This is a genomic window from Rhodanobacter sp. BL-MT-08 (genome assembly GCF_054161255.1).
Window position 1 is genome coordinate 1,621,165 of record NZ_CP167872.1, and the last position, 20,801, is coordinate 1,641,965.

The window sequence follows — 20,801 nt, forward strand, 5'->3', positions numbered from 1 at the left end:
ATAGCAGGCAGCTGTGCTCGCCCGTTCTATCGGCTGGCGCTGCAGCGCGGCTCCGGACGAGCTTGTGGTTCGCCTCAATCCACCCAGCCAAGGTCACCCATGCGCCGTTTCCTGATTGTCGCCAGTAGCACGCTTTTCGTCTTTGTGACCGCGGTTTGTAGCATGCCTGCATTTGCCGCAACGGACCGCACCGAACGTTTGCTGCAACAGCTCTCCGACGCGCCGGGTCCATCCGGCTTTGAAGAGCCGGTGCGGGCGATCATGGTGCGCGAGATGAAGCCGCTGGCCAACAGCATCACCTACGACGGCATGGGCTCGGTGATCGCGCGGCACGGTTCATCCGGTCCGCGGATCATGCTCGACGCCCACATGGACGAGCTGGGCGGCATGGTTCGCCGGGTCACGGCCAACGGCTTTCTGTCGATGCAGATGCTGGGCGGCTGGCTGGATCAGGCATTGCCGGATCAGCGCTGGGTGATTCTTGGCTCGAAGGGGCCGGTGGAAGCGGTGACCGGCATCCGCGATATCCATGTCGTTCCCATCGCCGAGCGTTCCACCGTGTTTCCGCGCGACAGCATGTATCTCGACGTCGGCGCGAAGACCGCCGATGAGGTGCGCGCGCTGGGGGTGGAGCCGGGCGATCCTGTGGTGCCGGATTCGCGCTTCGAGGTGCTCAACGGCACGGGCCGATACCTCGGCAAGGCGTGGGACGATCGCGTCGGTTGCGCCGTGATCATCGAAGCCTTGCGTCGGCTCAGCAGCAGCGGTCATCCAAATCAGCTGTTTGTTTCTGCCACCACGCAGGAGGAGATCGGCCTGCGCGGCGCGCGTACCGCTGCAGAAGTGATCAAGCCGGACATCGGTATCGCGATCGAGGGCGGCATTACCGGCGATAGCCCGGGGCGCAATCCGGAGGAAACGCAGGCGGTGCTCGGCGGCGGCCCCGGCATGTTTCTGTACGACACCTCCGCCTTGCCGAACCGCCGAATGGTGGAACTCACCGAGCAGGTCGCCGCCGATCATCACATCCCCCTGCAGCGCGATCTCGTGCAGGGCTATGGCGACGACTCCGCCGAAATCCAGGAGTCCAGCGGCGGTGCGCCCACGATAAATCTGGTGGTGCCGGTGCGCTATACGCATGCCCACAACGGTGTGATGGACCGCGCCGATTTCGATCGCATGGTGGATCTGGTCGTGGCCATGATCCAGAAGATCGATGCACGCACGGCAGCGCATCTGCGCGACTTCGCGCCGGACGCGGCAACGCCCTGAGCAGTTCACGCCAGCGGAGCAAAAGCGCAACAAAGGTCGGCATGCGCCTGAACGAGCGACTCCTGCGATAGCTGCTACGTGACGAGTCAGTCGTTCCTGGACTGGGGAGATTTTTGAAGACTGACTCGATGAGCACATCGTGCCGGTCTGACTTGAGCTTGATGAGGTGATCCATGCGACGCTTGCACAATCTCTTGCTTCTGCTAGGCCTGGCCGTGAGCTGCGCCGTCTCGCATGCGGCCGATAGCGCTGCACCTTTCACCATGCACGAGGTCGGCAAAGGTGTCTGGACGGCCGTGGCGTTACCGGACAGCAAGGCCGGCAGCAACGCCGGCTTCATCATTGGCGATGACGGCGTGCTGGTGGTGGACAGTTTCGAAGATCCGGAGGCCGCGCAGGCGCTGTTGAAGGTCATTCGGGAAAAGACCGCGCTGCCGGTGCGCTATGTGGTCAATACCCACTACCACCTCGATCATGTGGCGGGCAATGGCGTGTTTCAGGCCGCTGGTGCGGTGATTCTGGCGCAACGTAACGTGCGGGCATGGGAACGGACCGAAAACGCGAAATTCTTCGGCGACAAGATCACGCCAGCGCAGAAAAAGATGGTGCAGTCATTCGTCTTGCCCAGCCTTGTTTACGGCCAGGGTATCGAGCTGTATCTCGGCCAGCGCAAAGTCGTGGTGCGCGTGATGCCGGGGCATACCGGTGGCGATTCGGTTGTCGTGGTGCCCGATGCGAACGTGGTGTTCACCGGCGATCTTTTCTGGAATCACTGTCTGCCGAATCTGATCGATGCGGACACGGCGGCTCAGATGCATACCAACGCTGTATTGCTCCAGGACTATCGCGATGCCGCTTTCGTACCCGGACATGGTGAGGTCGGCCATGCCGCCGACGTGGCGGCATTCCACGATTATCTGGCGGCCCTGCGCCAGGCGATAACGATGGCGCAAGGCAAGGGCGAGCAGGGCGCGTTGCTGCAGCAGAGCGTGTTGACCGAGTTGAAATCCAGCTATGGCGGCTGGAACTACTTCGACTATTTCGCCAAGAAAAACATCGGGCAAACGGTGGATGAACTTGCCGGCAAAAAGCGCCGGCCGGTGCCGTTGCCGTAGCCGGCTGGCGGAACAGGCGTCCAAACAGCATGCGCTCTGTCGCGGTCCATGGTTTGCACCGAGGGATGAGCCAGAACAGCCCCTGACTCCTTTGCCGCGTGATGGTTCGACGCGCAGTCGAGGAACCTTACTGTCTCGAAGCAGGCCAAGGCGCCGCGGGTTTCCCGACGGGCCACTGGCGAGCCGGGTGCGGTTCTGGCATAACGCGTTTACGCGCCCCGCTGGACGGGAGCTGAGTTCCAGTCCCATACATTCCAAACCCATGTAAGGAATTGCCATGGCTAGCCTGGTTGCGCGTTCGGGGACGCGGCGTGCGGACGATGTGTTTTTCACCGCCATGTCTATGCTGATGTTGCTGATTGTTCTGGTCGGCTTTGCGCCGAGTTACTTTTTGCAGGGCGCCGTGTTTGCGCATTTGCCGAGTCTGCTGGTGCATCTGCACGGCGCGGTGTTTTCAGCGTGGATCATTCTTTTCGTCATTCAGTCGAGCCTGATCTCGGCGGGGAATATCCGGCTTCATCGAAAGCTGGGTGTGCTGGGCGCCGTGATCGCCGGACTGATGGTGGTACTCGGTGTGCTGGCGCCCTTCGGCACCTTGCGGCGAGCGGCGGTGTTGCCGCCGTTCTTTACACCGGCGTCGTTTCTGATCGATAACGTCATCGGCATCATCATTTTCGGCGCCTTTGTGGCGGTGGCCATCTGGAAGCGCCAAAACGCCAGGGTGCACAAGCGGGTCATGCTGATTGCCAACGTGATGCTGATGCCACCGGCGCTCGGGCGCATGCCGTTTATGGAAACCCATCCCGTGCTGATCGGTGTGATTCCGCTTGGCATGATTGCCGCGCTATTGGTGTTCGACCTGTTCACCTGGCGACGCCCGCTGGCCGTCACCGTGATCGGCGGCTTTATCTTCGTGGTCGCCAATCCGATCATGGATGTCGTCGTGCATACCCCGTTCGGGGAACAGATCACGGTGTGGGCGCAGCATCATCCCTGAGCGTTGTGGCTGCCCCAATCTCCCGGTATTCGCTACCGCTTTTTTTCTCGTGGCACTGCGCTCAGAGCGGATGCTGCAGGTAAAACAGCTCAAGCTGACGATAGACGTCCGGCAGATGCTCGTGCAGGGTTGCCGGCGCTTCGAAAAACTGTTCGCTGGCGACGGCGAAAAACTCGGCCGGGCTTTCCAGCGCATACGGATCGATCGGCAGATGTATGCCGTTATGGTGCTCGTCCTTCAGATGATTCCAGGCGCTCAGGAAGACGCTCGACCACACCTGATGGTCCATGCCCTTATGCAACGGCGGAAAGCCGTTGGCGTCGCCATTGAGCATGTCGAGCTTGTGCGCCATCTCGTGGACGATCACGTTGTGGCCGGGGCGCTTGCCGCCGTGCAGCACCTCGGACCACGACAGGATCACCGGGCCTCGCCCCCACGCTTCGCCCGCCAGCATGGTGTCGCTCTGATGAACCACACCGGCGGCGTCGACCTTCGGCCGGCGGGGAATGAAGGCGTCGGGGTAGACGATGATGCTGCTCCAGCCGTCGTACCAGTCGATGCCCAGCTTCAGAATGGGCAAGCAGGCATTTGCCGCGAGCAGGACCAGATCGGCGTCATCCAGCGGCAGATCCTTTACCGGCTCCACCGACTTGCGCTCCAGGAACAGCGTGGCCAGCACGCGCAGCGCCGCCTGATCGGATGCACCCAGCCGACGCGCCGGCGCGCAGCGCTCCAGCGCCTGCTGCCACAGCGGCTCGGCGATCGGGTGCCTGGCGACGATGCGTCGGATGCGCCACTTTCTGAGTTTGTCGAACATGGGCGCATGCGGGAGGAAGTCCTGGAGCCCAAAGGATTAGGGCCGGAGTGTGCTTTCTCAAGCAGGAACGCGCGATCCATTCGGTCGTGGCCGCGTTGCAGCCGGTTTTGCGCGTCGACTCGCTCTCCGCGATCGCCGTTTTGCAGGTTCTTGCCGATTGGCACCGGTCGTGCATCGCTGAACCTGTCAATGTCCTGCGCGCTTCTTTTGACGCCTGTGGCGATGCGCGCTAGTCAGCTGCCGATGCAACATAAGCAAGGTTGTGCGGCTAACTGGCCGTATTCGTGATCGGCTCTTTACGTCTCGGGCACGCGGCGAAGACACCGCCGTGACGACGCACAGCGGCAGTGAATGACGCGGAGCGGGCAGGTTGAATGTGAAGGCTGCGGTGTGGGCAAGCGGTGGATGGGTAATTTGCACGGTTGGAAAACCAGCGGGCCTGAGCTGGCGAAACGTTTTCATTTGATGTGACCGCACGTCGCAGCACACGGTTTTGGCGTCATCCATCGACGCGACGGAGAACTGGCCATGGTGGCTGGGCCCGAAGGGAGAGTTCCATGAAACGCTATTTGCGCCTGCTGGGAGTTGCCTGGCTCGTTTGTCTGGCCATGCCCGTTCACGCTGCCGGCCATGTCAGGAAGAAGGCAGCCACCGCGCCCGTCGCCACCGATCCGGTAATCGAAGACGAGCTCGCGGATCATGCCGCGCTGGTGAAAAGCGTGACCGGCGTGGTCAAGGTGACACGCGGGCAACAGACCTTTGACGCGATGAGCGGCAGTACCCTGCAGGTTTCCGATCGCCTCGTCTCGGCGCCGGGTGCCTCGGCCGCCATCGTGTTTCGCGATGGCACGCTGCTGACCCTGGGCTCGGGGGCCGACATTCTGGTGCGCAACTACGTGTTTGCGCCGAAGGACAACAAGTTCGCTTTCTCGCTGTACCTGAGCAAGGGCTCGGCGATCTACGAGTCCGGCAAGATCGGCAAGCTGTCGCCGCAGTCGGTATCGGTCGAGACGCCCAAGGCGACTGTCGGCGTGCGTGGCACGCGTTTTTTGATCGAAGTGAACTGAGTCGGCCATGGGGATTCAACGCATGAGTGTTCGGCTGTTTACGCTGTGCCTGCTGGCCGCGGCTGGCGTGCTGTCCGGCTGCGCATCGAGCGCAACCAGGGTGACTCTGCTGCCGGACCAGAACGGTCACGTCGGCGCCGTCACGGTATCCGATGCGCAGGGGCAGCAGCGCATCGATCAGGCCTTCAACACGGTGGCGGTGGAGCAGTCGACCGCCCCCGGCGCGCCGCGAGCCAACGATCGCCAGGCGTTCGAAAACGACCATCGTGCGCTGCTCGATGCACAGCCGACCCCGCCGCGGAGTTTCACGCTGAACTTTCTGTTCGACAGCATGGAGCTGACGCCGGAATCCAAGCAACAGCTGCCGGAGGTGTTGCAGTCTGTGCGCGATCGCAGTCCGACCGAGGTCACCGTTTACGGTTACGCCGACTCATCAGGTACCGAAGCCCACAACATGGCGCTGTCAGCACAACGTGCCCAGGCCGTAGCTCACCTGTTGAAGCAGATCGACCCCAAACTGCCGATGGACGTGCGCTACTTCGGCGACAAGGCACCGCTGGTGCCGACCGGCCCAGGCGTTCGCGAACCGCGAAACCGGCGCGCCGAAATCGTCGTGCTCTGACGTGGCTTGGTGATGAAGCCAGTGACTTCAGACGTCCGGATGTCACGCCGTTCGGCCATTGCCGTCCTGCTGGGCGCGCTGGCTATCGCACTGGCTATCGGAGTCGGCGGTATGTTCAACGCGCCGCCGGTCGCCGGGATGGATCGGTTTGTGCTGGACCGCCTGCTGGTGCATACCGCGTCCGATGCTCCCGCATCCGACACGGTGGTGGTCGATATCGACGACGTCAGCCTGTCCGCCCTCGGACAGTGGCCTTGGCCGCGCTATCGCGTTGCGCAGCTGCTCGAGCGCATCGCCGCCTGGCATCCGTCGGCCATTGCGATGGACATCGTCTTTTCCGAAGCCGACCGCACCTCGCTGGCCGACATCCGGCAAACCTTCAAGCGCGACTTCGGCATCGATGTCACGTTCAACGGTGTGCCTGCCGGCCTGCTCGACAACGACGGCTATCTCGGTCAGGTGATGGCAAGTGACGACGTGGTCGGCGCGCGCTATTTCTATTTCGACCACGCGAGCCGCTCCGATGGCCCGCTACGCCCGGGTGTTGGTTTCGTCGGCCAGCTCGATCGGCTCTCGCTCGATCGGGCGAAAGGGGTATTGAGGAGCATCGATGCGATCGCTGCGCAAACGCGCACCAGCGGCTTCGTCAACAGTCGTCCGGATGACGACGGCGTGTTGCGACGGCTGCCCATGTTGATCGAATACAACGGCGTCGTTCAACCCAGCCTCGCGCTGGCCGCTACCATGCGTTCGCTCGGCGTGGCCGCGGGACGCGTGGACTCGGGTGTCGATGGAGTGTCAATCTGGATCGGTTCTCACCGGATTCCGGTGGACCGGCGCGGCAATGCGCTGCTGCGTTTCAACGGTCCGTCGCAGCGCTATGCCAGCCTGTCGGCAGTGGATGTGCTGGGCGGTCGCGTTGCGCCCGCGGATCTGCGCGGCAAGATCGTTTTCGTCGGATCGTCGGCGGTCGGTCTGCACGACGTGCATCCCACGGCGGTGGACCGGGATTTTTCCGGGTTGAAAATTCAGTCGGTGATGGCGCAAAGCATTCTGGACGATCAGTCGGTGCGTATCCCGGTATGGGGCGGCAAGGCTGCCTTGCTTCTCGGCCTGCTGCTGGCCCTGGTCGTTACTGCGCTGTTCGTAGCTGGCCGGAGTCTGGCGATGCTGACCTTGCTCGTCGTATTGTGCGTGGTCGCGCTGCTTGCGATGGTTGGCGTGGTCTTTGTACGTACCGGCCTTTTCCTTCCGACCGGTACACCCATGATGGTCCTCGGTGCGCTGCTGGTGCTGTCCTTCGTGGTTCGTTTTGCCGTCAATCAGCGTCACGCCAAGCGCTGGCGGCGGCAGCTGGACAACGCCCGCCAGGTCGCCATCGAGTCGATGGCTGCCGTGGCCGAAACGCGCGATCCGGAGACCGGTGCACATATCAAGCGCACGCAACATTACGTGCGCGCAATTGCCGAGCGATTGCAGCGTAACGGCCAGTACCCGCAGACATTGAACAAGGAATACATCGACCTGCTGTTTCTCTCGGCGCCGCTGCATGACATCGGCAAGGTCGGCGTGCCGGATCACATCCTGCTCAAGCCCGGTTCGCTGACCCCGGACGAGCTGAAGATCATGCGCCAGCACGCGGAGTTCGGCCGCAAGATCATCTACAGCATGGCGGAACATATCGAAGGCGATAATTTTCTTCTGATCGCCGGAGAGATCGCCGCCACGCATCACGAGAAATGGGATGGCACCGGCTACCCGGACGGGTTGCGTGGCCAGGATATTCCGCTGTCTGGCCGCATCATGGCCGTTGCCGATATTTACGACGCGCTGATCAGCCGACGCTGTTACAAGAATCCCTTCCCGCACGAGCGTGCAAAGTCGCTGATGCGCGAACTGGATGAGACAACCTTCGATCCCGCCGTACTCGACGCCTTTTTCGCCATTGAAGCGGAAATTCTGCAGATCGCCGCCCGCTTCCGCGACGAGGAAAAAACCCCTTTGGGCCAGGAACCCGTGGAAGACGCCATGGCTGGCGAGCTCGCGTTTACCGAAAAGCTTGAGGCATCGGTTATTCCGCTGGTTCAAACGACCTGAAATTGCGGTACTTGAAAGCACCGAGCACCATGCCGACCAGCAGCCACGCGCCGCCAAACAGGAACGTCGTGCGATCGAACCCCGACCAGACAAAGCCGACGATGAGCAGGCCGAGCGCAGGAAAAACGAGATAGTTGAAAATGGCCCGATACTTTTTCTGCTTGATGTAGAAGTAGACGAACACCGTGAGGTTGAGCAGCAGAAAGGCGGTCAACGCACCGAAATTGACCAGCTTGAGAATGACTTCCTCAGGTATCACCAGGGCCAGTACGATCGACAGCACGGCGACCAGCAGCGTGGCGTTCACCGGCGTTTTCAGCCGTGGGTGGATGTGCGCCAGGAAGGTCGACCCGGGCAGTGCGCGGTCGCGGCCCATGGAATAAAGAATGCGCGAAATCGCCAGCTGTGCCGAAAGCGCGTTGGCAATGCCCGTGGCAATGACGTTGATGATGATCAGCAGCAGATACAGCCAGCGTCCACCCACTTCGCGCCCTATTTCAAAAAAGCCGAGATCGGTGCTCAGCGTTTTGTAATCGGGGTGCGCCAGTGCGGCGATGTAAGTCTGCGCGATAAAGATCACGCCAAGCACGAGCAGCGCCAGCAGCGTGGCATTGCCGACGGTCTTGCGCGGATTTTTGGTTTCTTCAGCCAGCGTGCTGATCGCGTCAAAGCCGAGAAAGCTCAGCACCGCGATCGAGGTGGCGGTGGCGATGAAACGGCCGTCCAGATGCTGCGGCTGAAAGAACGGCGCGATTGACCACCCGCCGGTACGGTGCCCGGCGAAGAACACGAAGTGGATGGCGTAGGCCAGAAAGATCGCCAGTGCGATCAGCTCGAGCGCCAGCAGCACAAAATGCGCCTGCGCTTGAAGCTTGATGCCCAGCACGTTGACGCCGGTGTTGAACCCGACAAAGGTCAGCACCCAGACCCAGGTGGGTACGCCGGGCAGCAGGCCGCTCAGCCAGGTGGCACTGAACGCGTAAAGCAACGCGGGAACCATCAGATAGTCCGCCAGGATCATCCAGCCGGCGAGAAAACCAAGATAAGGGTGCCAACCCTGCTGCACATATGAGTAGGCTGAACCCGCTACCGGAAACACCTGGCTCAGCTGTCGGTAACTGAGCGCGGTGAACAGCATGGCGACGATGCCGACCAGATACACCAGCGGCACCATGCCGTAGCTTTCCCTCGCCACGAAGCCGTACACCGCCATGGGCGCGATGGGCACCATAAAGATCATGCCGTAGATCAGCAGCTGGCGCATGCCCAGCGTGCGGTTGAGCTCCTGCCGATAGCCGGTGTCCGTCGGAGCGGTTGAAACATCGTGCTGAGAAGCCATCGCGTCACTCGCTGAAGGGGCAGGATTGTGGCGAAAAACGGTTGTGGATGAAGTACCGATCAGTCCGTCGTCGCGCCATCCACTCCATGTAGAAACGCGATCAGGCCGGCGACATAAGTGGCCTGATCGTCGTACATCGCCATATGGCTACCGTCGGGGCAATGCAGGAACTGTCCCTGCGGCAACGCGCGCGCCATCGCTTCCATGAAGGCAGGATCCATGGTGTCGTGTGCGGCGCCGATGGTCAGCGCGGGTACGCGGATGTTCGGCAGATCGGCCGTGCGGTCCCACTGCACCAGCTTTCCACTGGCGCCCAGTTCGCTCGGCCCCTGCATCGGAATGTAGACCTTCGGGTTGATATGGCCGAAAGCGCGCAGCACCGGGTCGGGCCATTGCGCATAGGGCAGGCGCAGCACGTGGTGCTCGTAGTGATAGGGAATCAACAGCTCCATGTAGCGCGGATTTTCATAGTCCTTGGCCGCTTCGATGGCCTTGATCTCGGCCAGCACCTCGGCTGGAATTTCCGGCATCAGCACCTCTTCGGCGTAGCGGTTGTAGGCCGGAATGCTGCTGACCATGTTGGAGATGATCAAACCCTTCAGATGCTGCTGATGCTTCAGCGCGTACTCGGTGGCCAGAATGCCGCCCCATGAATGGCCCAGCAGAAAAAAGTTGCCGGCATCCAGCCCAAGCGCCTGGCGTACCTGCTCGACCTCGTCGACAAAACGGTCGAGATCCCACAGGTCAGGCTCATCGGGCTGGCTGCTGCGGTGCGAACCGAGCTGGTCGTAGTAGTAGTACTCGATACCGGCCTGCGGAAGGTAGCTGTCGAAGGCCTCGAAATATTCGTGCGTGGCGCCTGGCCCGCCGTGCAGCAACAGCAGCTTGATGCGCGGGCTGTTGCCACAGCGTTTGGTCCAGACGTTGAACGTGCCATGCGTCGTCTGTATGGGAATCAGGCGCGCACCGCCGGCGAGGGCGTCGGGGCGGCGGAGCAGGGTGTCGGCAACGTCAAAGGCTTCAGGCGCGGGCATGCGTGGTCCTTGGCTGGTTCTAAGCGTGTGTGGTTGTCCCGCTTTCGATTCTCGCTGAAAAGACAGTCAAAGGGATGGGCGCAAAGCTGCCGATCATCCGTGGGTTCGGTTTACCTGAGCAAAATGGGGGCGCCATTTCGTCGCACCCGATCGCGAATTACGTGTAAAAGCAGCCTGTCGAATCGCGCCCGACCAGAGGATGGCCGCCTTCGGCGTTTGAGCCAGTGCGGCCGCGTTTTCAGCGATGAAAGCATGCGGACAGTCAGAGCAAATTCTTGGCAATGCGTGGGAAAAACAGCGATTGGTGCGACAGAATATGACATAGGCTCACCGAGCTTTGTGAGCCGGATTCTGGGCAACGACGGTGATTGCAGCGGCGCCATTTTTGTCGTACTGCACGGCTTGATGCCGATGCTCTTTCTGCTGGCGAACGGCCGATGCCAGGCCGCATGCACGGTGGCACAATTCGAATACTTCCTTTCTGAGTTGGCTCGCATGTCCGAATTGCAACGCCTGGTCTACGTCAGTCGTGCCACGTTTGCGCCAAGCCCGCAGGGCAGCGGCATCGACCTGGAGGTCGCGCGCATCCTGATGCAGTCGCGACGCAACAATCCGCGCAAGGGCTTGGTCGGCGCGCTGTACTACGGTGACGGCTGTTTCTTCCAGTGCCTGGAGGGCGAGCCTGCGGCGATCGATGAACTGTGCGCCCGCATCGCCCGGGATCCCCGTCATCGAGATATGCACGTACTCGGACGCGAATCGATTCAGGCGCGCTCGTTCTCAGTATGGGCGATGAAGTACGTGCCGAATGCCTCCGCGGTGCAGGCCCTGATGGCGCGACATGGCCGCAAGCAGTTTGATCCCTACACCTTTGATGCGGCGCTCGCCGGGGCCATGGTCGAACTGCTGCGCCAGGACGCCGATGCCGACCTGTCGCCACCCCACGGCAGCGACCACCGAGTTGGTGGTGAGCCTGCGGCGCAGGTTCCGGCACCGTCGGTCGGTCGCATGAGCCGCACTCCGCTGCTGCTCGGTGTCGTCGTCACACTGGCCTTGGTGATCGTGGCGCTGCTGCTGTATCGCTAGGTGCGCGAAGTCATCGGGCTTGCGCGAGAGAAACGGTATGCGGCGGCTGCCGTCAGATGCCGATGCTGGCGAGAAAGGTTTTACCCACCGCTGCTGGACCACCGCCGCTGCGCGCGCCACGCCCCACCACCATGGCGCCTTCCAGTGCGGCAAGCAGCGCCTCGGCCAGGGCGCTTGCGCGCAGGTCGGCGCGCACCTGAGACGCGCCTTGCGCGTCGCGGATCGTGGCGACCAGCCAGGTCAGATTGAGGCGAAAGAAGCTTTCCACGGCGTCCGCCACGCCGGCAGGAAGCGCATCGGCTTCGGCGCCCAGCATCCCGCAAACACACAGCCGCCCGTCGTTTGCATAGGTCTGCGAAAACAACTGCACGTAGGCCTTCAGGCGCGCCAGCGGCTGGCTGCGCGCGATGTCGATGGCCGCCAGCGCGGACTCGAAGCGCTGGTAGTAGCGGTTGATCAGTTCGGCAACCAGCTCGGCCTTGGTGCGGAAGTGGTGATGCACGCTGGGCTTGCGGATACCGACCGCCTGCGCCACATCGTCGTACGAGAAGCCGGCATAACCGCGCTGCTGGATCAGCGCCTCGGCCGCGTCCATGACCCGTTCGGCAGTTCCGCTGGCCGCATGGCTCATGCGCCGGCTTCCGCGGTCTGTGCAATCAGGTGTCCGGTCTTGACCAGGATGGTGCAGCCCTCCCTGCTGAAAGGCTGGTGCGAGCTCAGGTGTGGACTGCGGATCCAGCTGCCGGCGGGATAGCGGCCGTGCTCGTCCTCGAACACGCCGTCTACCACCAGAATTTCTTCGCCCCCAAAGTGTCGATGCGGATTGAAATAAGTGCCAGGCGCCCAGCGCACCAGCGCGGTGTGCTCGGTCTGGAACGCATGCAGCGGCATGACCGACAGTCCGGGCACCAGGCCGGGCAGCCACGGCGTGTCGTGGGTGTGCGCCACCACGCGAGCCTGATCGAGCGGGTCGAAGTAGCGCAGTTTGACGAACAGCGTGCAGCCGCGTTCCGACCACGGCGCATGCGCCGACCCCGGCGGGTTGCGGATGTAGGAGCCGGCGCCGAAGCGCCCCGTTGCGTCGCAAAACTCGCCGTCGAGTACGAACAGCTCCTCGCCGTGATCATGCACGTGGCGCGAAAAGTGTGATCCCGGCGCATAGCGGACTACGGTGGTGGCGCGGGCAACTTCCTCACCATCGCGCTCGAGCATTTTGCGCTGGATACCTGGCGATGGCGAATCGACCCAGTCCATGGCGTTTGCATCCATCACCACGCGCTGCGACCAGTCGGCGTTGATTTGCATGGGTTATCTACCTACTGAAAGGTAGACAGCATGTGTCTGGCGAGAGCGGGCGTCAAGCAGCTGGTGGTTGACAGGATTGCTCTTCGCCCGAGTTATCACGGGCCCCGAAATCAGGCATCGCTACGCTGTGTTCGAGCCTCAGGCAGTCGCTCGTGCGTCCGGTCATAAAAAAAGCGCCGAGGAATGATGTCCTCGACGCTATTTCCCCGTCATATGACGCCGTGCGTGTGGCTCAGTTCGATTCGGTGAACTGAATGTACGGCGACGATCCGCCGGTGGCGGTGCAGCTACCGAGGTTGAGGTTGTTGCTTTCACCGGTGGAACCGGCGTTCGAGGCGCAGGTGGGCTTGGCGGTGCTGCCGTCGGCGACCGCGAGCTTCACCGTGATCGACGATCCCGAGTTGAACACCGCTTCGGAACCACCGGCGTTGCCGACCACGTTGAATTCGGTCTGATCCCACGCGGTTGCCAGACTCAGTACGCTGTCCTTGGCGGTCAGCGAGTAGGCGGTGGTGCCATTGGTGAACACCACGGTGTCGTTGCCGCCGCTGGTCGCCGTGCCCGAAATCTTGAGGTTGCCCAGCTGGGTGGCGGGCACATCCGGCGCGGTTACTGCGGAGCTGTTCTTGTAGCAGTCGCCCGAACCGTCGCTGCCGAATCCACTCGGGCAGCTATTACCGCCGTAGCCGAGCAGCCAGTATTGGATGAACACGGCCGCCTTGCCCTTGGTGCTGTAGTCCGGTGAATAGATGAACTGCTGCCACACCGTGCAGCCGGAATGGTTTTTGCAGGCTGAGGTGGTCTTGTTGTAATTCGAGTTGACCTGCAGCGTGTACTCGTTCGCGCCCAGAATGCCGCCGCCGCCGAAGGCCGCCACGCCCACGCCTTTTTCGGAAGTGACACCGGTCACCGACGGGAAGGTGCCCGTGGCGCTGCTGATCAGGGTTGCGGTTTCGATGGCGTAGTCGGCGCCGTTACCGGTGGTCTGGGTACCGCCGCCGCCCGCGCCCGTGCTCTGCGCAAACCGGCCCAGTGCATCGGGGCGTCGTGGCAGCGGGTGGGAGAACGGCTGGACCTGGGAGCACGACACCTGCTTCCAGAGAATGCTCGGGAAGGTTGCCTGAAAGCAGCCTTCGGCCGGAGTCGACATGCGGGTGATGTCTTCGTGCCAGCTCTGAATGGCCTGCGCCTGCACCATCGAGGGAACCTGTGCCTGGTCGCCGGTGGCGATGGCCGGTGCCGCAAAGGCGGCGGGAACAGCAGCTGCGCAGACAAGACTCGCGGCGACGGCGATCTTGATGAATCGACGTGCGGCGGAAGGGCTCTTTGATTGCATGCTTTTCTCCAGTGGACGCTAGTTGTTGTAGCCGTTGCACCCGGACGATCCGGGCGCCCCGTTACTCCCGAAACAAAACACAGCTTGATTCCCACTTCCCTGTGTATCGTCGTGACGACCGTCCCTGTGATCGTGCTGACTTCATCAGCAGTAAATTATTGCGAGCGGCTCGCCACGATAATCCGAGCGGATAAGGCGAATACAGCGCTTTGATTTAATCGAATCTCCAAACGTGGGTTATTTATCAAACGCAATAAATTATGTTCATCAGATTATCGACGTTTGAGAGTAGCCATTAATTTCGCCGGCCATAATTGGAAAAATTCGTAGAAGAAGCGACCCGTGGTTGATTTGTCGACTGGATCCCACAACGGGTCCGCTCGCGCGTTCCACCGAGAAAGGCATCCACCGCGTTAACGCTCTTGCCGGACGGATACTGGCGATGTGCCTCAGACAGTCGCTGAGGCATGACACGCTTTTCCCGGCAGACCTGTTCGAAAGGTCGCCCTCGACGCACGCAAAGACCGGCAGTTACGGACACGCGAAGCGCTGACTGCGCTCGACGCGATCTCCGGGTTGTTGCCGGCCGATGGCGATGTCGGTTTTCAGGGCTCCGCGCGATGACGCGCTTCGGCGAGATCGATTTCGCGCACCAGCCGGCGCGAGGTTTCGTCGGAGATGAGCGCGTGCCGGGCCAGGTTGAAGATCTCGCTGCGCTCCGCCTGCAGCGCGGCGAGGCGCATCGCGATTTCTATCTCGTCGGCCTTGCGCAGTTGTTTGGCATCGCTGTCGTTCGACGCATCGCGGTCCAGCCGATGCTGGTAGAGCGCAATCACGCGCGCGGCAGCATGGGGGTAGATTTCGACATCGGCTGCCGCGCTTTTTTCGCTCAGCTCGCGCTGTGATTTTTCGATGGCGGCAATCGCGGCGATAGCGGCGGCGTGGCGGGCGTGATCCTCCTGCCGCTGCTGCAGCGGTTCGGCCGGCAGTTGCAGGCCTTTCAGCAGGCGCGGCAGGGCAATGGCGGCCATCAGCAGCGACAGCAGAATCACCGCTGCAGCCAAAAAGATTGCCAGATCACGCGCGGGGAACGGCGAGCCATCGGGCATCAGCAGCGGCAGGCTCAATATGCCCGCCAGAGTCAGCGCGCCGCGCACGCCGGCCAGCGACGTGGCCAGCACCAGTCGCCAGTTCGGTTTGTCGATCGGCTGGCCGCGATGGCGGGCGACGAACAGGCTGAGCCGCAGCGACACCCACACCCACAGCAGCCGCAGCAGGGCAAGGCCCGCACTGATGGCCAGCGCATAGACCAGCAGCCACCAGCGATTGAGATGCGCGCTTTGCTCCGTCACGGTGACCGCGCCGCGCAGAATCTTCGGCAGCTGTTCGCCGAGCAAGACGAACACCACGCCGTTGAGCGCCAGCTGCACCATGTTCCACACCGCGGTGCGCTGCACGCGGGTGGTCGCCAGCGCGCGGCCGCTGAGCTCGACATAACTCATCGTGATGCCTGCGGCCACGGCCGCCAGAATGCCGGAGGCCGCCAGTCGGTCGGCCAGCATGTACGCGCCGAAGGGAATCAGCAGGCTGATCAGGATCGGCGAGCCGGTCTCCTCGCCGAACTGCCGCGACAGCAGGCGCTGCGCGTAGCTGACGCCCAGGGTAAAACCCACGCCTACCGCCACGCCGGCGCCGGACAGCCATAGAAAGGTCAGCGACGCCGAGCTCATCGAAAAGTGGCCGGTTACCGCGGCGGCCACGGCAAAGCGGAAGCACACCAGGCCGGTGGCATCGTTGAGCAGCGATTCGCCTTCCAGAATATGCAGCAGGCGTTTGGGAATGGGCACGCGCGCGGCGATCGACGACACCGCCACCGGATCGGTCGGCGAGACGATGGCCGCCAGCGCAAATGCGACCGCCAGCGGCATCGCGGGAATCAGCCAGTGAATGAGAAAGCCCGCGCCCAGCACGGTGAAAACCACCAGCCCCAGCGCCAGCTGCAGGATCACTGTCTTGTCGCGCAGCAGGCCATCCTTTGGAATGCGCCAGCCATCGAGAAACAGCAGCGGCGGAAGAAACAGCAGAAAGAAAATCTGCGGATCCAGCACCACGCCGTGATCGAGCAGGCCGGCCATCCCCGCGCCCATCGCAATCTGCACCAGCGGCAGCGGCAGCGGTATCGGCAGGATGCGCACCACATAGCTGCTGGCCACCACCGCCAGCAGCATCGCCAATACGAGTTCTATCGAATCCATGATTGTCCTTCGCCAGTCGGATCGCCGGCGCGGCCGCCGACCATCGGTACCGGCCACCCACTGCATTCCGCCTTCGTGCGTCCACACTGTGGCAGAAGCCGGGTGTTCGATGCGTGCCCGTCATCTTCTGGAAGGATGCGATGCGGCAACGCGCCGATCGCACCGCGCAAACGTGACATTCGTGGCCTTTCGCACGCCCAGACGCTGGCCGCTATCGTTCGCGTTGGCCGGCGCCGCTGCGATGCCCGACGTCGGGTAGTGCGCTCAGGGAACCGCGACATCAGGCCATAGCCAGAACAAATGGCAATCATGCGAACAAACGATTGGCCCCGATCGCGTCGAGTGAGGATGATGCCACGCAACAGGCGGCGCCGTCGTCTGCGCCACCGCAGGAGTTGCCGTCATGTTCAAGTCGCAAACCGCCAGCACTAGCCGTCTTCCTCATCTCGCCACGGCAGTGGCGCTGATGGTCACCGTCGCCATCGGTGTGATGCAGTCCTCTGCCAGCGCCGCGCCGGTTGCCAACGCCAGCATCGCCACTCGCTAAGCCGGTTTCGGCCTAGCGAGCCTCGGGAGAACGGAAAAGCCGTCGGCTTATATGACCAGCTCACTCATCGCGGCGGCGGTGAAATCCTTCAGCTGATCGCTGTCGCCGTTGCGCACCTTGGTCAGCCATAGCGGATCACTGAGCAGGGCGCGGCCCACGGCAATCAGGTCGAACTCGCCGCGCTCCATGCGTTCGACCAGATTGTCCAGGCCAACCGGCGTGGAACTCTCGCCACCGAACGCGGCCATGAATTCGCCGGACAGGCCGACCGAGCCCACGCTGATGGTAGCGGCGCCGGTAAGCGTCTTCGCCCAGCCGGCAAAATTGAGTCCCTTGGCGCCATCGATCTCGGCAAATTCCGGCTCCCAGAAGCGCCGCTGCGAGCAGTGCAGAATGTCCACGCCGGCTTCCACCAGCGGCAGCAGCCAGTCGGTCATCGCTTCGGGCGTGGTGGCCAGGCGCGCCTTGTAATCTTGCTGCTTCCATTGGCTCACGCGCAGGATGATCGGAAAGTCCGGACCCACGGCCTGGCGGATCGCCTTGATCACTTCGCCGGCGAAGCGCGACCGCTGCACCAGCGTGGCGCCGCCATAGCGATCGGCGCGCTCGTTGGTGCCCGACCAGAAAAACTGGTCGATCAGATAGCCATGCGCGCCATGAATCTCCAGCGTGTCAAAGCCCAGGCGTTTGGCATCGGCGGCCGCGCGTGCGAACGCCGCTACGGTGTCGGCAATATCCTCCTCACTCATCGCCTGGCCGCGTGGCACGCCCGGCGCGACGAGGCCGGACGGGCTCTCTACGGCGCCGGTCGGAACCCAGTCGGTGGCCGGATGCTTCACCGAACCCACGTGCCAGATCTGCGGACCCATCTTGCCGCCGGCACCGTGCACGGCATCGATGACGTGCTGCCAGCCGGCGAGCGGGGCCTCGCCATGGAAAAACGGAATCTTGCCTTCGTTGCGCGCGGCTGGCCGGTCGATCACCGTGCCCTCCGAAAGGATCAGTCCGACGTCGCCCTCGGCCCGGCGACGGTAGTAGACGGCCACATTGGCGCCGGGCACGCCTTCAGGCGAGAACGAACGCGTCATCGGCGCCATCACCACGCGATTCTTCAGCACAAGGTTTTTTATCTGAAACGGCTCAAACAGCACGTCGGTGGCGGTCGAGCTTGCGGTACTGGAGGTCATGCAGGGGATCCATCGAGGGAGAAGGCGTCGATGGTATAGTTCGTATACCTAGTGTCAACAAGGCACAATTAGGCGACCAGGTAGCCTGCAGGAAACCGCCATGCCTTCACTCAAACACCGCGTGCTTCAGGCATCCGATTGCCCCAGCCGGCTCCTGCTCGACGAGCTGGCCGACAAGTGGTCGGTGCTTGTGCTGGCAGCGCTCAACGAGGGCCCGCTGCGCTTCAACGAGCTCAAGCGCACGCTGGAAGGCATCACGCAAAAGGCGCTCACCCAGACCCTTCGCCGCCTTGAGCGTAACGGCGTCGTGGCCCGGCGTGTGGTCGAGGCTTCGCCCATTGCGGTGGAGTACAGCGTGACGGCGCTCGGCAAGAGTCTGAAGAAGCCCTTCAAGGCCCTTTACGACTGGACGCTTGTCTATCTGCCCGATGTCGAGGCAGCGCGGCAGACGTTCGATAAAAAGCAGGTACGATAACGGCGGCCACTGCCGAAGCGGTTATCGCCTTTTGCTCCCGCGCATGTCATGGCCATTGTTGTATCTAGCGAATGACTCAGTGTTTCAAAACACGATGCTCGAACCAGCGGACGCTATAAATTTATCGTCGTAGATCAACTCAATGTCGACAGATCGTCGCGGCTTTCGAATTAAAGAAGCTAGTGAAGCATTTTTCGAAGGTCGACGCGAGCAACTTCTTGAAAGCTGTAGCGGATTGACGTGAAAGTTTGATCGTTACACCATCACGGGGTGGGTAATGGAGGCCAGTGTAACGTTTACCTCGCGCCGCACATTTGGCAGCAACTTCGTTCGAGTTGCACAAATGTGGTTTATGGGGGCGTCGGGTTACGTCTCTATTTTGGTGATCGTTGGCGTCTTTTCGGCTGTTTCATACGGCTCGCAACCGATTTGGATGGCTGCACTGGGTGGATTCGCCTGGGTAGCAATCATGTTGCCGTGCCTTTTCGCAGCGCAGGCTTGGACGGCACTTCAAGCTTCGCGCAAACGAGGAAGCCCTAAATTTAGATTTGATAGAGAAGGCATATCTTGCGACAGCGGCAAGCTTCATACCTCCGCGTCTTGGTCGGGGGTCAACAGAATCAGGTTGACGCGTCGAACGTGCTTCATCTATTTGAGTCCCCGTTGTGCGTGGTTCTTTGGTCGCGATGAACTCACGCCGGAGGATGAAAGTCTGCTTTTCGATTTCGCTAAGTCTGAAAACGTCAAGTTCCATGGCGGCGAATTAAAACAAGCGTGCGATGAGAAGTCTCGATAAGACTACGCCGGCGCTGGCGCGGCGGCGATGACGCAGCTGCCGCCGTGGCGTGGGTAAGCGGTTGAATCTTTCTTCGGACGTCGGTTGGAACCCGACAACTGAGGAACGGAGTCACCCTCACGATTTGAAGAAAGCCAGCAGATCCTGATTGATCACGTCGGTATGCGTGGTGCACATGCCGTGCGGGTAGCCCTTTGTGAACTTTCGGGGTGCCGTGTTTGACCAGCTTGGAGGAGTGGCCGACGTGGATCGCATGTTTCAGATCAAGGTGCGCTGCCAGCTCAGTCACATCGGCAGCCTACGTATCCATCTTGTTCTGACAGCGGGAAAGCTTGGCCGTCCAGACGGCTGGGACTAGCCTGACGTGATTCCCATGGATTCAGGAGGTTGTCCAATCACGCCATTGCCGCCCTGACGTTTGGCTTCGTAAAGCGCGCGGTCGGCCCGTTGCAGCACGCTGGTCAGATTGTCGCCCGCTTCGATCATGGCGATGCCAAAGGACGCCGTCACCTGCGTTGCCGGTGCCACGACCAGCGCGGCGATCGCCGAGCGCAGGCGTTCGGCCAGTTGCCGCAAGCCCGCGGCATCCACGTGTGGCACGACGACAAGAAACTCCTCGCCGCCCCAGCGCGACACGCACTCGCCCCTGCGCAGCAGCCCATCGCAATGCTGCGCTACCGTCTGCAGCACCTGATCGCCCACGGCATGGCCGTAGGTATCGTTGATCGCCTTGAAGCGATCCATGTCGAACATGATGACGCCGGCAGGAATCCCTTCGACGAGGAGGCCTTGCAATATCTGCTCGCCGGGACGACGGTTGGCAATGTGCGTGAGCGGGTCGTGGTTGGCGATGATTTCAAGCCGCGCGCGCTCCGACGTGAGCCGCTCGATCTTGCCGGCCAGCCCTCGCTGCACGGGGATCAGCACGGCGACCAGCACGAGCGCCGGTCCGTAGGCCATCAGCAGGTCGCGACCCCGCGGCGTTGCCATCTCCAGCGGATGCAGCAGCAGATAGACAATCACGGGCAGCGCGACCAGCGCCCAGGCGAGCAAGGCTATGCGGAACGACTGCGGGGTCGGAAAGAACAGCATCACCATCAGCACCAAAATCAGCAGCAGTGAGGATATCGGTGGCAGGATGGTGATCAGTTGCAGGCCTGGTGTAAGAAAAGCCTGGGCGACATAGACCCAGGTAGGCGCGACCAGCGCCACGCCCGACACCAGCAACGCGCAGCGGCCAATAGCGAGTACCCACCTCGGTTGGCGAATCAACGTGATCAGCAGGGCGCCGAACACCACGAACATCGTGGGCGGGATGATCAGGTCCAGCGGTTGCCGGACGTGACTCAGCCAGTGAATCGCCGTGGCGCATGCGGCAGCCACCATGGCCAGTCCCAGCATCACCAGTATGGCGTGGTGAACGAATCGCTCGATGGGGTCTCGCATGGGCATGG

At 62.1% G+C, this 20,801-nt stretch carries 20 protein-coding genes; 11 read left to right on the forward strand and 9 right to left on the reverse strand.

Annotated elements, in window-relative coordinates:
* The first annotated feature begins 162 nt into the window (after positions 1-162).
* From ACDK93_RS07015 to ACDK93_RS07025, 3 genes are all read left to right on the forward strand, one after another.
* Complete coding sequence (locus ACDK93_RS07015; RefSeq protein WP_458071889.1) at positions 163-1,272, forward strand: M42 family metallopeptidase; 1,110 nt, start codon at positions 163-165, stop codon at positions 1,270-1,272.
* A gap of 173 nt (positions 1,273-1,445) precedes the next feature.
* Positions 1,446-2,387 (forward strand): MBL fold metallo-hydrolase, encoded by a 942-nt coding sequence (locus ACDK93_RS07020; RefSeq protein WP_458071890.1) that lies wholly within the window; start codon positions 1,446-1,448, stop codon positions 2,385-2,387.
* A 277-nt stretch (positions 2,388-2,664) separates the two neighbouring features.
* Positions 2,665-3,384 (forward strand): hypothetical protein, encoded by a 720-nt coding sequence (locus tag ACDK93_RS07025; protein WP_458071891.1) that lies wholly within the window; start codon positions 2,665-2,667, stop codon positions 3,382-3,384.
* Positions 3,385-3,445: 61 nt separating this feature from the next.
* On the opposite strand, the gene ACDK93_RS07030 is transcribed toward ACDK93_RS07025, so the two are convergent.
* A complete protein-coding gene (locus ACDK93_RS07030; protein WP_458071892.1) occupies positions 3,446-4,201 on the reverse strand; it encodes a M90 family metallopeptidase in 756 nt (251 codons plus the stop codon).
* Between the two features lie 47 nt (positions 4,202-4,248).
* On the opposite strand from ACDK93_RS07030, the gene ACDK93_RS07035 reads away from it, so the two are divergent.
* The 4 genes from ACDK93_RS07035 to ACDK93_RS07050 all read left to right on the forward strand — a co-directional run bounded on the left by ACDK93_RS07035 (position 4,249) and on the right by ACDK93_RS07050 (position 7,987).
* Positions 4,249-4,434 (forward strand): hypothetical protein, encoded by a 186-nt coding sequence (locus ACDK93_RS07035; protein WP_458071893.1) that lies wholly within the window; start codon positions 4,249-4,251, stop codon positions 4,432-4,434.
* Between the two features lie 324 nt (positions 4,435-4,758).
* The gene (locus ACDK93_RS07040) at positions 4,759-5,268 is read left to right on the forward strand and encodes a FecR family protein (protein WP_458071894.1); all 510 of its coding nucleotides are present in this window, start codon (positions 4,759-4,761) and stop codon (positions 5,266-5,268) included.
* A 22-nt stretch (positions 5,269-5,290) separates the two neighbouring features.
* Complete coding sequence (locus tag ACDK93_RS07045; protein WP_458071895.1) at positions 5,291-5,890, forward strand: OmpA family protein; 600 nt, start codon at positions 5,291-5,293, stop codon at positions 5,888-5,890.
* Between the two features lie 39 nt (positions 5,891-5,929).
* Positions 5,930-7,987, forward strand: a complete 2,058-nt coding sequence (locus tag ACDK93_RS07050) for a CHASE2 domain-containing protein (RefSeq protein ID WP_458071896.1) — start codon at positions 5,930-5,932, stop codon at positions 7,985-7,987.
* On the opposite strand, the gene ACDK93_RS07055 is transcribed toward ACDK93_RS07050, so the two are convergent.
* Complete coding sequence (locus tag ACDK93_RS07055) at positions 7,962-9,326, reverse strand: APC family permease (RefSeq protein WP_458071897.1); 1,365 nt, start codon at positions 9,324-9,326, stop codon at positions 7,962-7,964. The genes ACDK93_RS07050 and ACDK93_RS07055 overlap by 26 nt on opposite strands.
* Positions 9,327-9,385: 59 nt before the next feature.
* The gene (locus ACDK93_RS07060; protein WP_458071898.1) at positions 9,386-10,360 is read right to left on the reverse strand and encodes a proline iminopeptidase-family hydrolase; all 975 of its coding nucleotides are present in this window, start codon (positions 10,358-10,360) and stop codon (positions 9,386-9,388) included.
* 339 nt (positions 10,361-10,699) lie between these two features.
* Between ACDK93_RS07060 and ACDK93_RS07065 the strand changes: the two genes are divergently transcribed.
* Entirely contained in the window at positions 10,700-11,446 is a 747-nt protein-coding gene (locus tag ACDK93_RS07065) for a BLUF domain-containing protein (RefSeq protein ID WP_458071899.1), read from the forward strand.
* 52 nt (positions 11,447-11,498) lie between these two features.
* On the opposite strand, the gene ACDK93_RS07070 is transcribed toward ACDK93_RS07065, so the two are convergent.
* From ACDK93_RS07070 to ACDK93_RS07085, 4 genes are all read right to left on the reverse strand, one after another.
* Positions 11,499-12,077, reverse strand: coding sequence for a TetR/AcrR family transcriptional regulator (locus ACDK93_RS07070; protein ID WP_458071900.1), 579 nt, complete (start codon positions 12,075-12,077; stop codon positions 11,499-11,501).
* A complete protein-coding gene (locus tag ACDK93_RS07075) occupies positions 12,074-12,751 on the reverse strand; it encodes a cupin domain-containing protein (protein WP_458071901.1) in 678 nt (225 codons plus the stop codon). The genes ACDK93_RS07070 and ACDK93_RS07075 overlap by 4 nt, the downstream gene beginning before the upstream one ends.
* Positions 12,752-12,983: 232 nt before the next feature.
* The gene (locus tag ACDK93_RS07080) at positions 12,984-14,087 is read right to left on the reverse strand and encodes a hypothetical protein (protein ID WP_458071902.1); all 1,104 of its coding nucleotides are present in this window, start codon (positions 14,085-14,087) and stop codon (positions 12,984-12,986) included.
* A 605-nt stretch (positions 14,088-14,692) separates the two neighbouring features.
* Positions 14,693-16,342 carry a Na+/H+ antiporter gene (locus ACDK93_RS07085; protein WP_458071903.1) on the reverse strand — a complete coding sequence of 550 codons (1,650 nt, stop codon included), beginning with the start codon at positions 16,340-16,342 and terminating at the stop codon, positions 14,693-14,695.
* Positions 16,343-16,745: 403 nt separating this feature from the next.
* Between ACDK93_RS07085 and ACDK93_RS07090 the strand changes: the two genes are divergently transcribed.
* A complete protein-coding gene (locus ACDK93_RS07090) occupies positions 16,746-16,889 on the forward strand; it encodes a hypothetical protein (protein WP_458071904.1) in 144 nt (47 codons plus the stop codon).
* 47 nt (positions 16,890-16,936) lie between these two features.
* On the opposite strand, the gene ACDK93_RS07095 is transcribed toward ACDK93_RS07090, so the two are convergent.
* On the reverse strand, positions 16,937-18,076 hold the full coding sequence (locus ACDK93_RS07095; protein WP_458071905.1) for an NADH:flavin oxidoreductase: 1,140 nt from the start codon (positions 18,074-18,076) through the stop codon (positions 16,937-16,939).
* Between the two features lie 100 nt (positions 18,077-18,176).
* On the opposite strand from ACDK93_RS07095, the gene ACDK93_RS07100 reads away from it, so the two are divergent.
* Together ACDK93_RS07100 and ACDK93_RS07105 are read left to right on the forward strand one after the other, a co-directional pair.
* Entirely contained in the window at positions 18,177-18,551 is a 375-nt protein-coding gene (locus ACDK93_RS07100) for a winged helix-turn-helix transcriptional regulator (protein WP_458071906.1), read from the forward strand.
* Positions 18,552-19,020: 469 nt separating this feature from the next.
* Positions 19,021-19,347, forward strand: a complete 327-nt coding sequence (locus ACDK93_RS07105; protein ID WP_458072369.1) for a YcxB family protein — start codon at positions 19,021-19,023, stop codon at positions 19,345-19,347.
* A gap of 354 nt (positions 19,348-19,701) precedes the next feature.
* Here ACDK93_RS07105 and ACDK93_RS07110 read toward each other — a convergent pair whose 3' ends face one another.
* Complete coding sequence (locus ACDK93_RS07110) at positions 19,702-20,748, reverse strand: diguanylate cyclase domain-containing protein (RefSeq protein WP_458071907.1); 1,047 nt, start codon at positions 20,746-20,748, stop codon at positions 19,702-19,704.
* Between the last annotated feature and the right edge of the window lie 53 nt (positions 20,749-20,801).

Bases quoted from the DNA above. Each gene is read 5' to 3' on its own strand.
- ACDK93_RS07015 (WP_458071889.1), top strand. From the start codon at position 163: ATGCCTGCATTTGCCGCAACGGACCGCACCGAACGTTTGCTGCAACAG.
- ACDK93_RS07020 (WP_458071890.1), top strand. From the start codon at position 1,446: ATGCGACGCTTGCACAATCTCTTGCTTCTGCTAGGCCTGGCCGTGAGC.
- ACDK93_RS07025 (WP_458071891.1), top strand. From the start codon at position 2,665: ATGGCTAGCCTGGTTGCGCGTTCGGGGACGCGGCGTGCGGACGATGTG.
- ACDK93_RS07030 (WP_458071892.1), bottom strand. From the start codon at position 4,201: ATGTTCGACAAACTCAGAAAGTGGCGCATCCGACGCATCGTCGCCAGG.
- ACDK93_RS07040 (WP_458071894.1), top strand. From the start codon at position 4,759: ATGAAACGCTATTTGCGCCTGCTGGGAGTTGCCTGGCTCGTTTGTCTG.
- ACDK93_RS07045 (WP_458071895.1), top strand. From the start codon at position 5,291: ATGAGTGTTCGGCTGTTTACGCTGTGCCTGCTGGCCGCGGCTGGCGTG.
- ACDK93_RS07050 (WP_458071896.1), top strand. From the start codon at position 5,930: ATGTCACGCCGTTCGGCCATTGCCGTCCTGCTGGGCGCGCTGGCTATC.
- ACDK93_RS07055 (WP_458071897.1), bottom strand. From the start codon at position 9,326: ATGGCTTCTCAGCACGATGTTTCAACCGCTCCGACGGACACCGGCTAT.
- ACDK93_RS07060 (WP_458071898.1), bottom strand. From the start codon at position 10,360: ATGCCCGCGCCTGAAGCCTTTGACGTTGCCGACACCCTGCTCCGCCGC.
- ACDK93_RS07070 (WP_458071900.1), bottom strand. From the start codon at position 12,077: ATGAGCCATGCGGCCAGCGGAACTGCCGAACGGGTCATGGACGCGGCC.
- ACDK93_RS07075 (WP_458071901.1), bottom strand. From the start codon at position 12,751: ATGCAAATCAACGCCGACTGGTCGCAGCGCGTGGTGATGGATGCAAAC.
- ACDK93_RS07080 (WP_458071902.1), bottom strand. From the start codon at position 14,087: ATGCAATCAAAGAGCCCTTCCGCCGCACGTCGATTCATCAAGATCGCC.
- ACDK93_RS07085 (WP_458071903.1), bottom strand. From the start codon at position 16,342: ATGGATTCGATAGAACTCGTATTGGCGATGCTGCTGGCGGTGGTGGCC.
- ACDK93_RS07090 (WP_458071904.1), top strand. From the start codon at position 16,746: ATGTTCAAGTCGCAAACCGCCAGCACTAGCCGTCTTCCTCATCTCGCC.
- ACDK93_RS07095 (WP_458071905.1), bottom strand. From the start codon at position 18,076: ATGACCTCCAGTACCGCAAGCTCGACCGCCACCGACGTGCTGTTTGAG.
- ACDK93_RS07100 (WP_458071906.1), top strand. From the start codon at position 18,177: ATGCCTTCACTCAAACACCGCGTGCTTCAGGCATCCGATTGCCCCAGC.
- ACDK93_RS07105 (WP_458072369.1), top strand. From the start codon at position 19,021: ATGTTGCCGTGCCTTTTCGCAGCGCAGGCTTGGACGGCACTTCAAGCT.
- ACDK93_RS07110 (WP_458071907.1), bottom strand. From the start codon at position 20,748: ATGCTGGGACTGGCCATGGTGGCTGCCGCATGCGCCACGGCGATTCAC.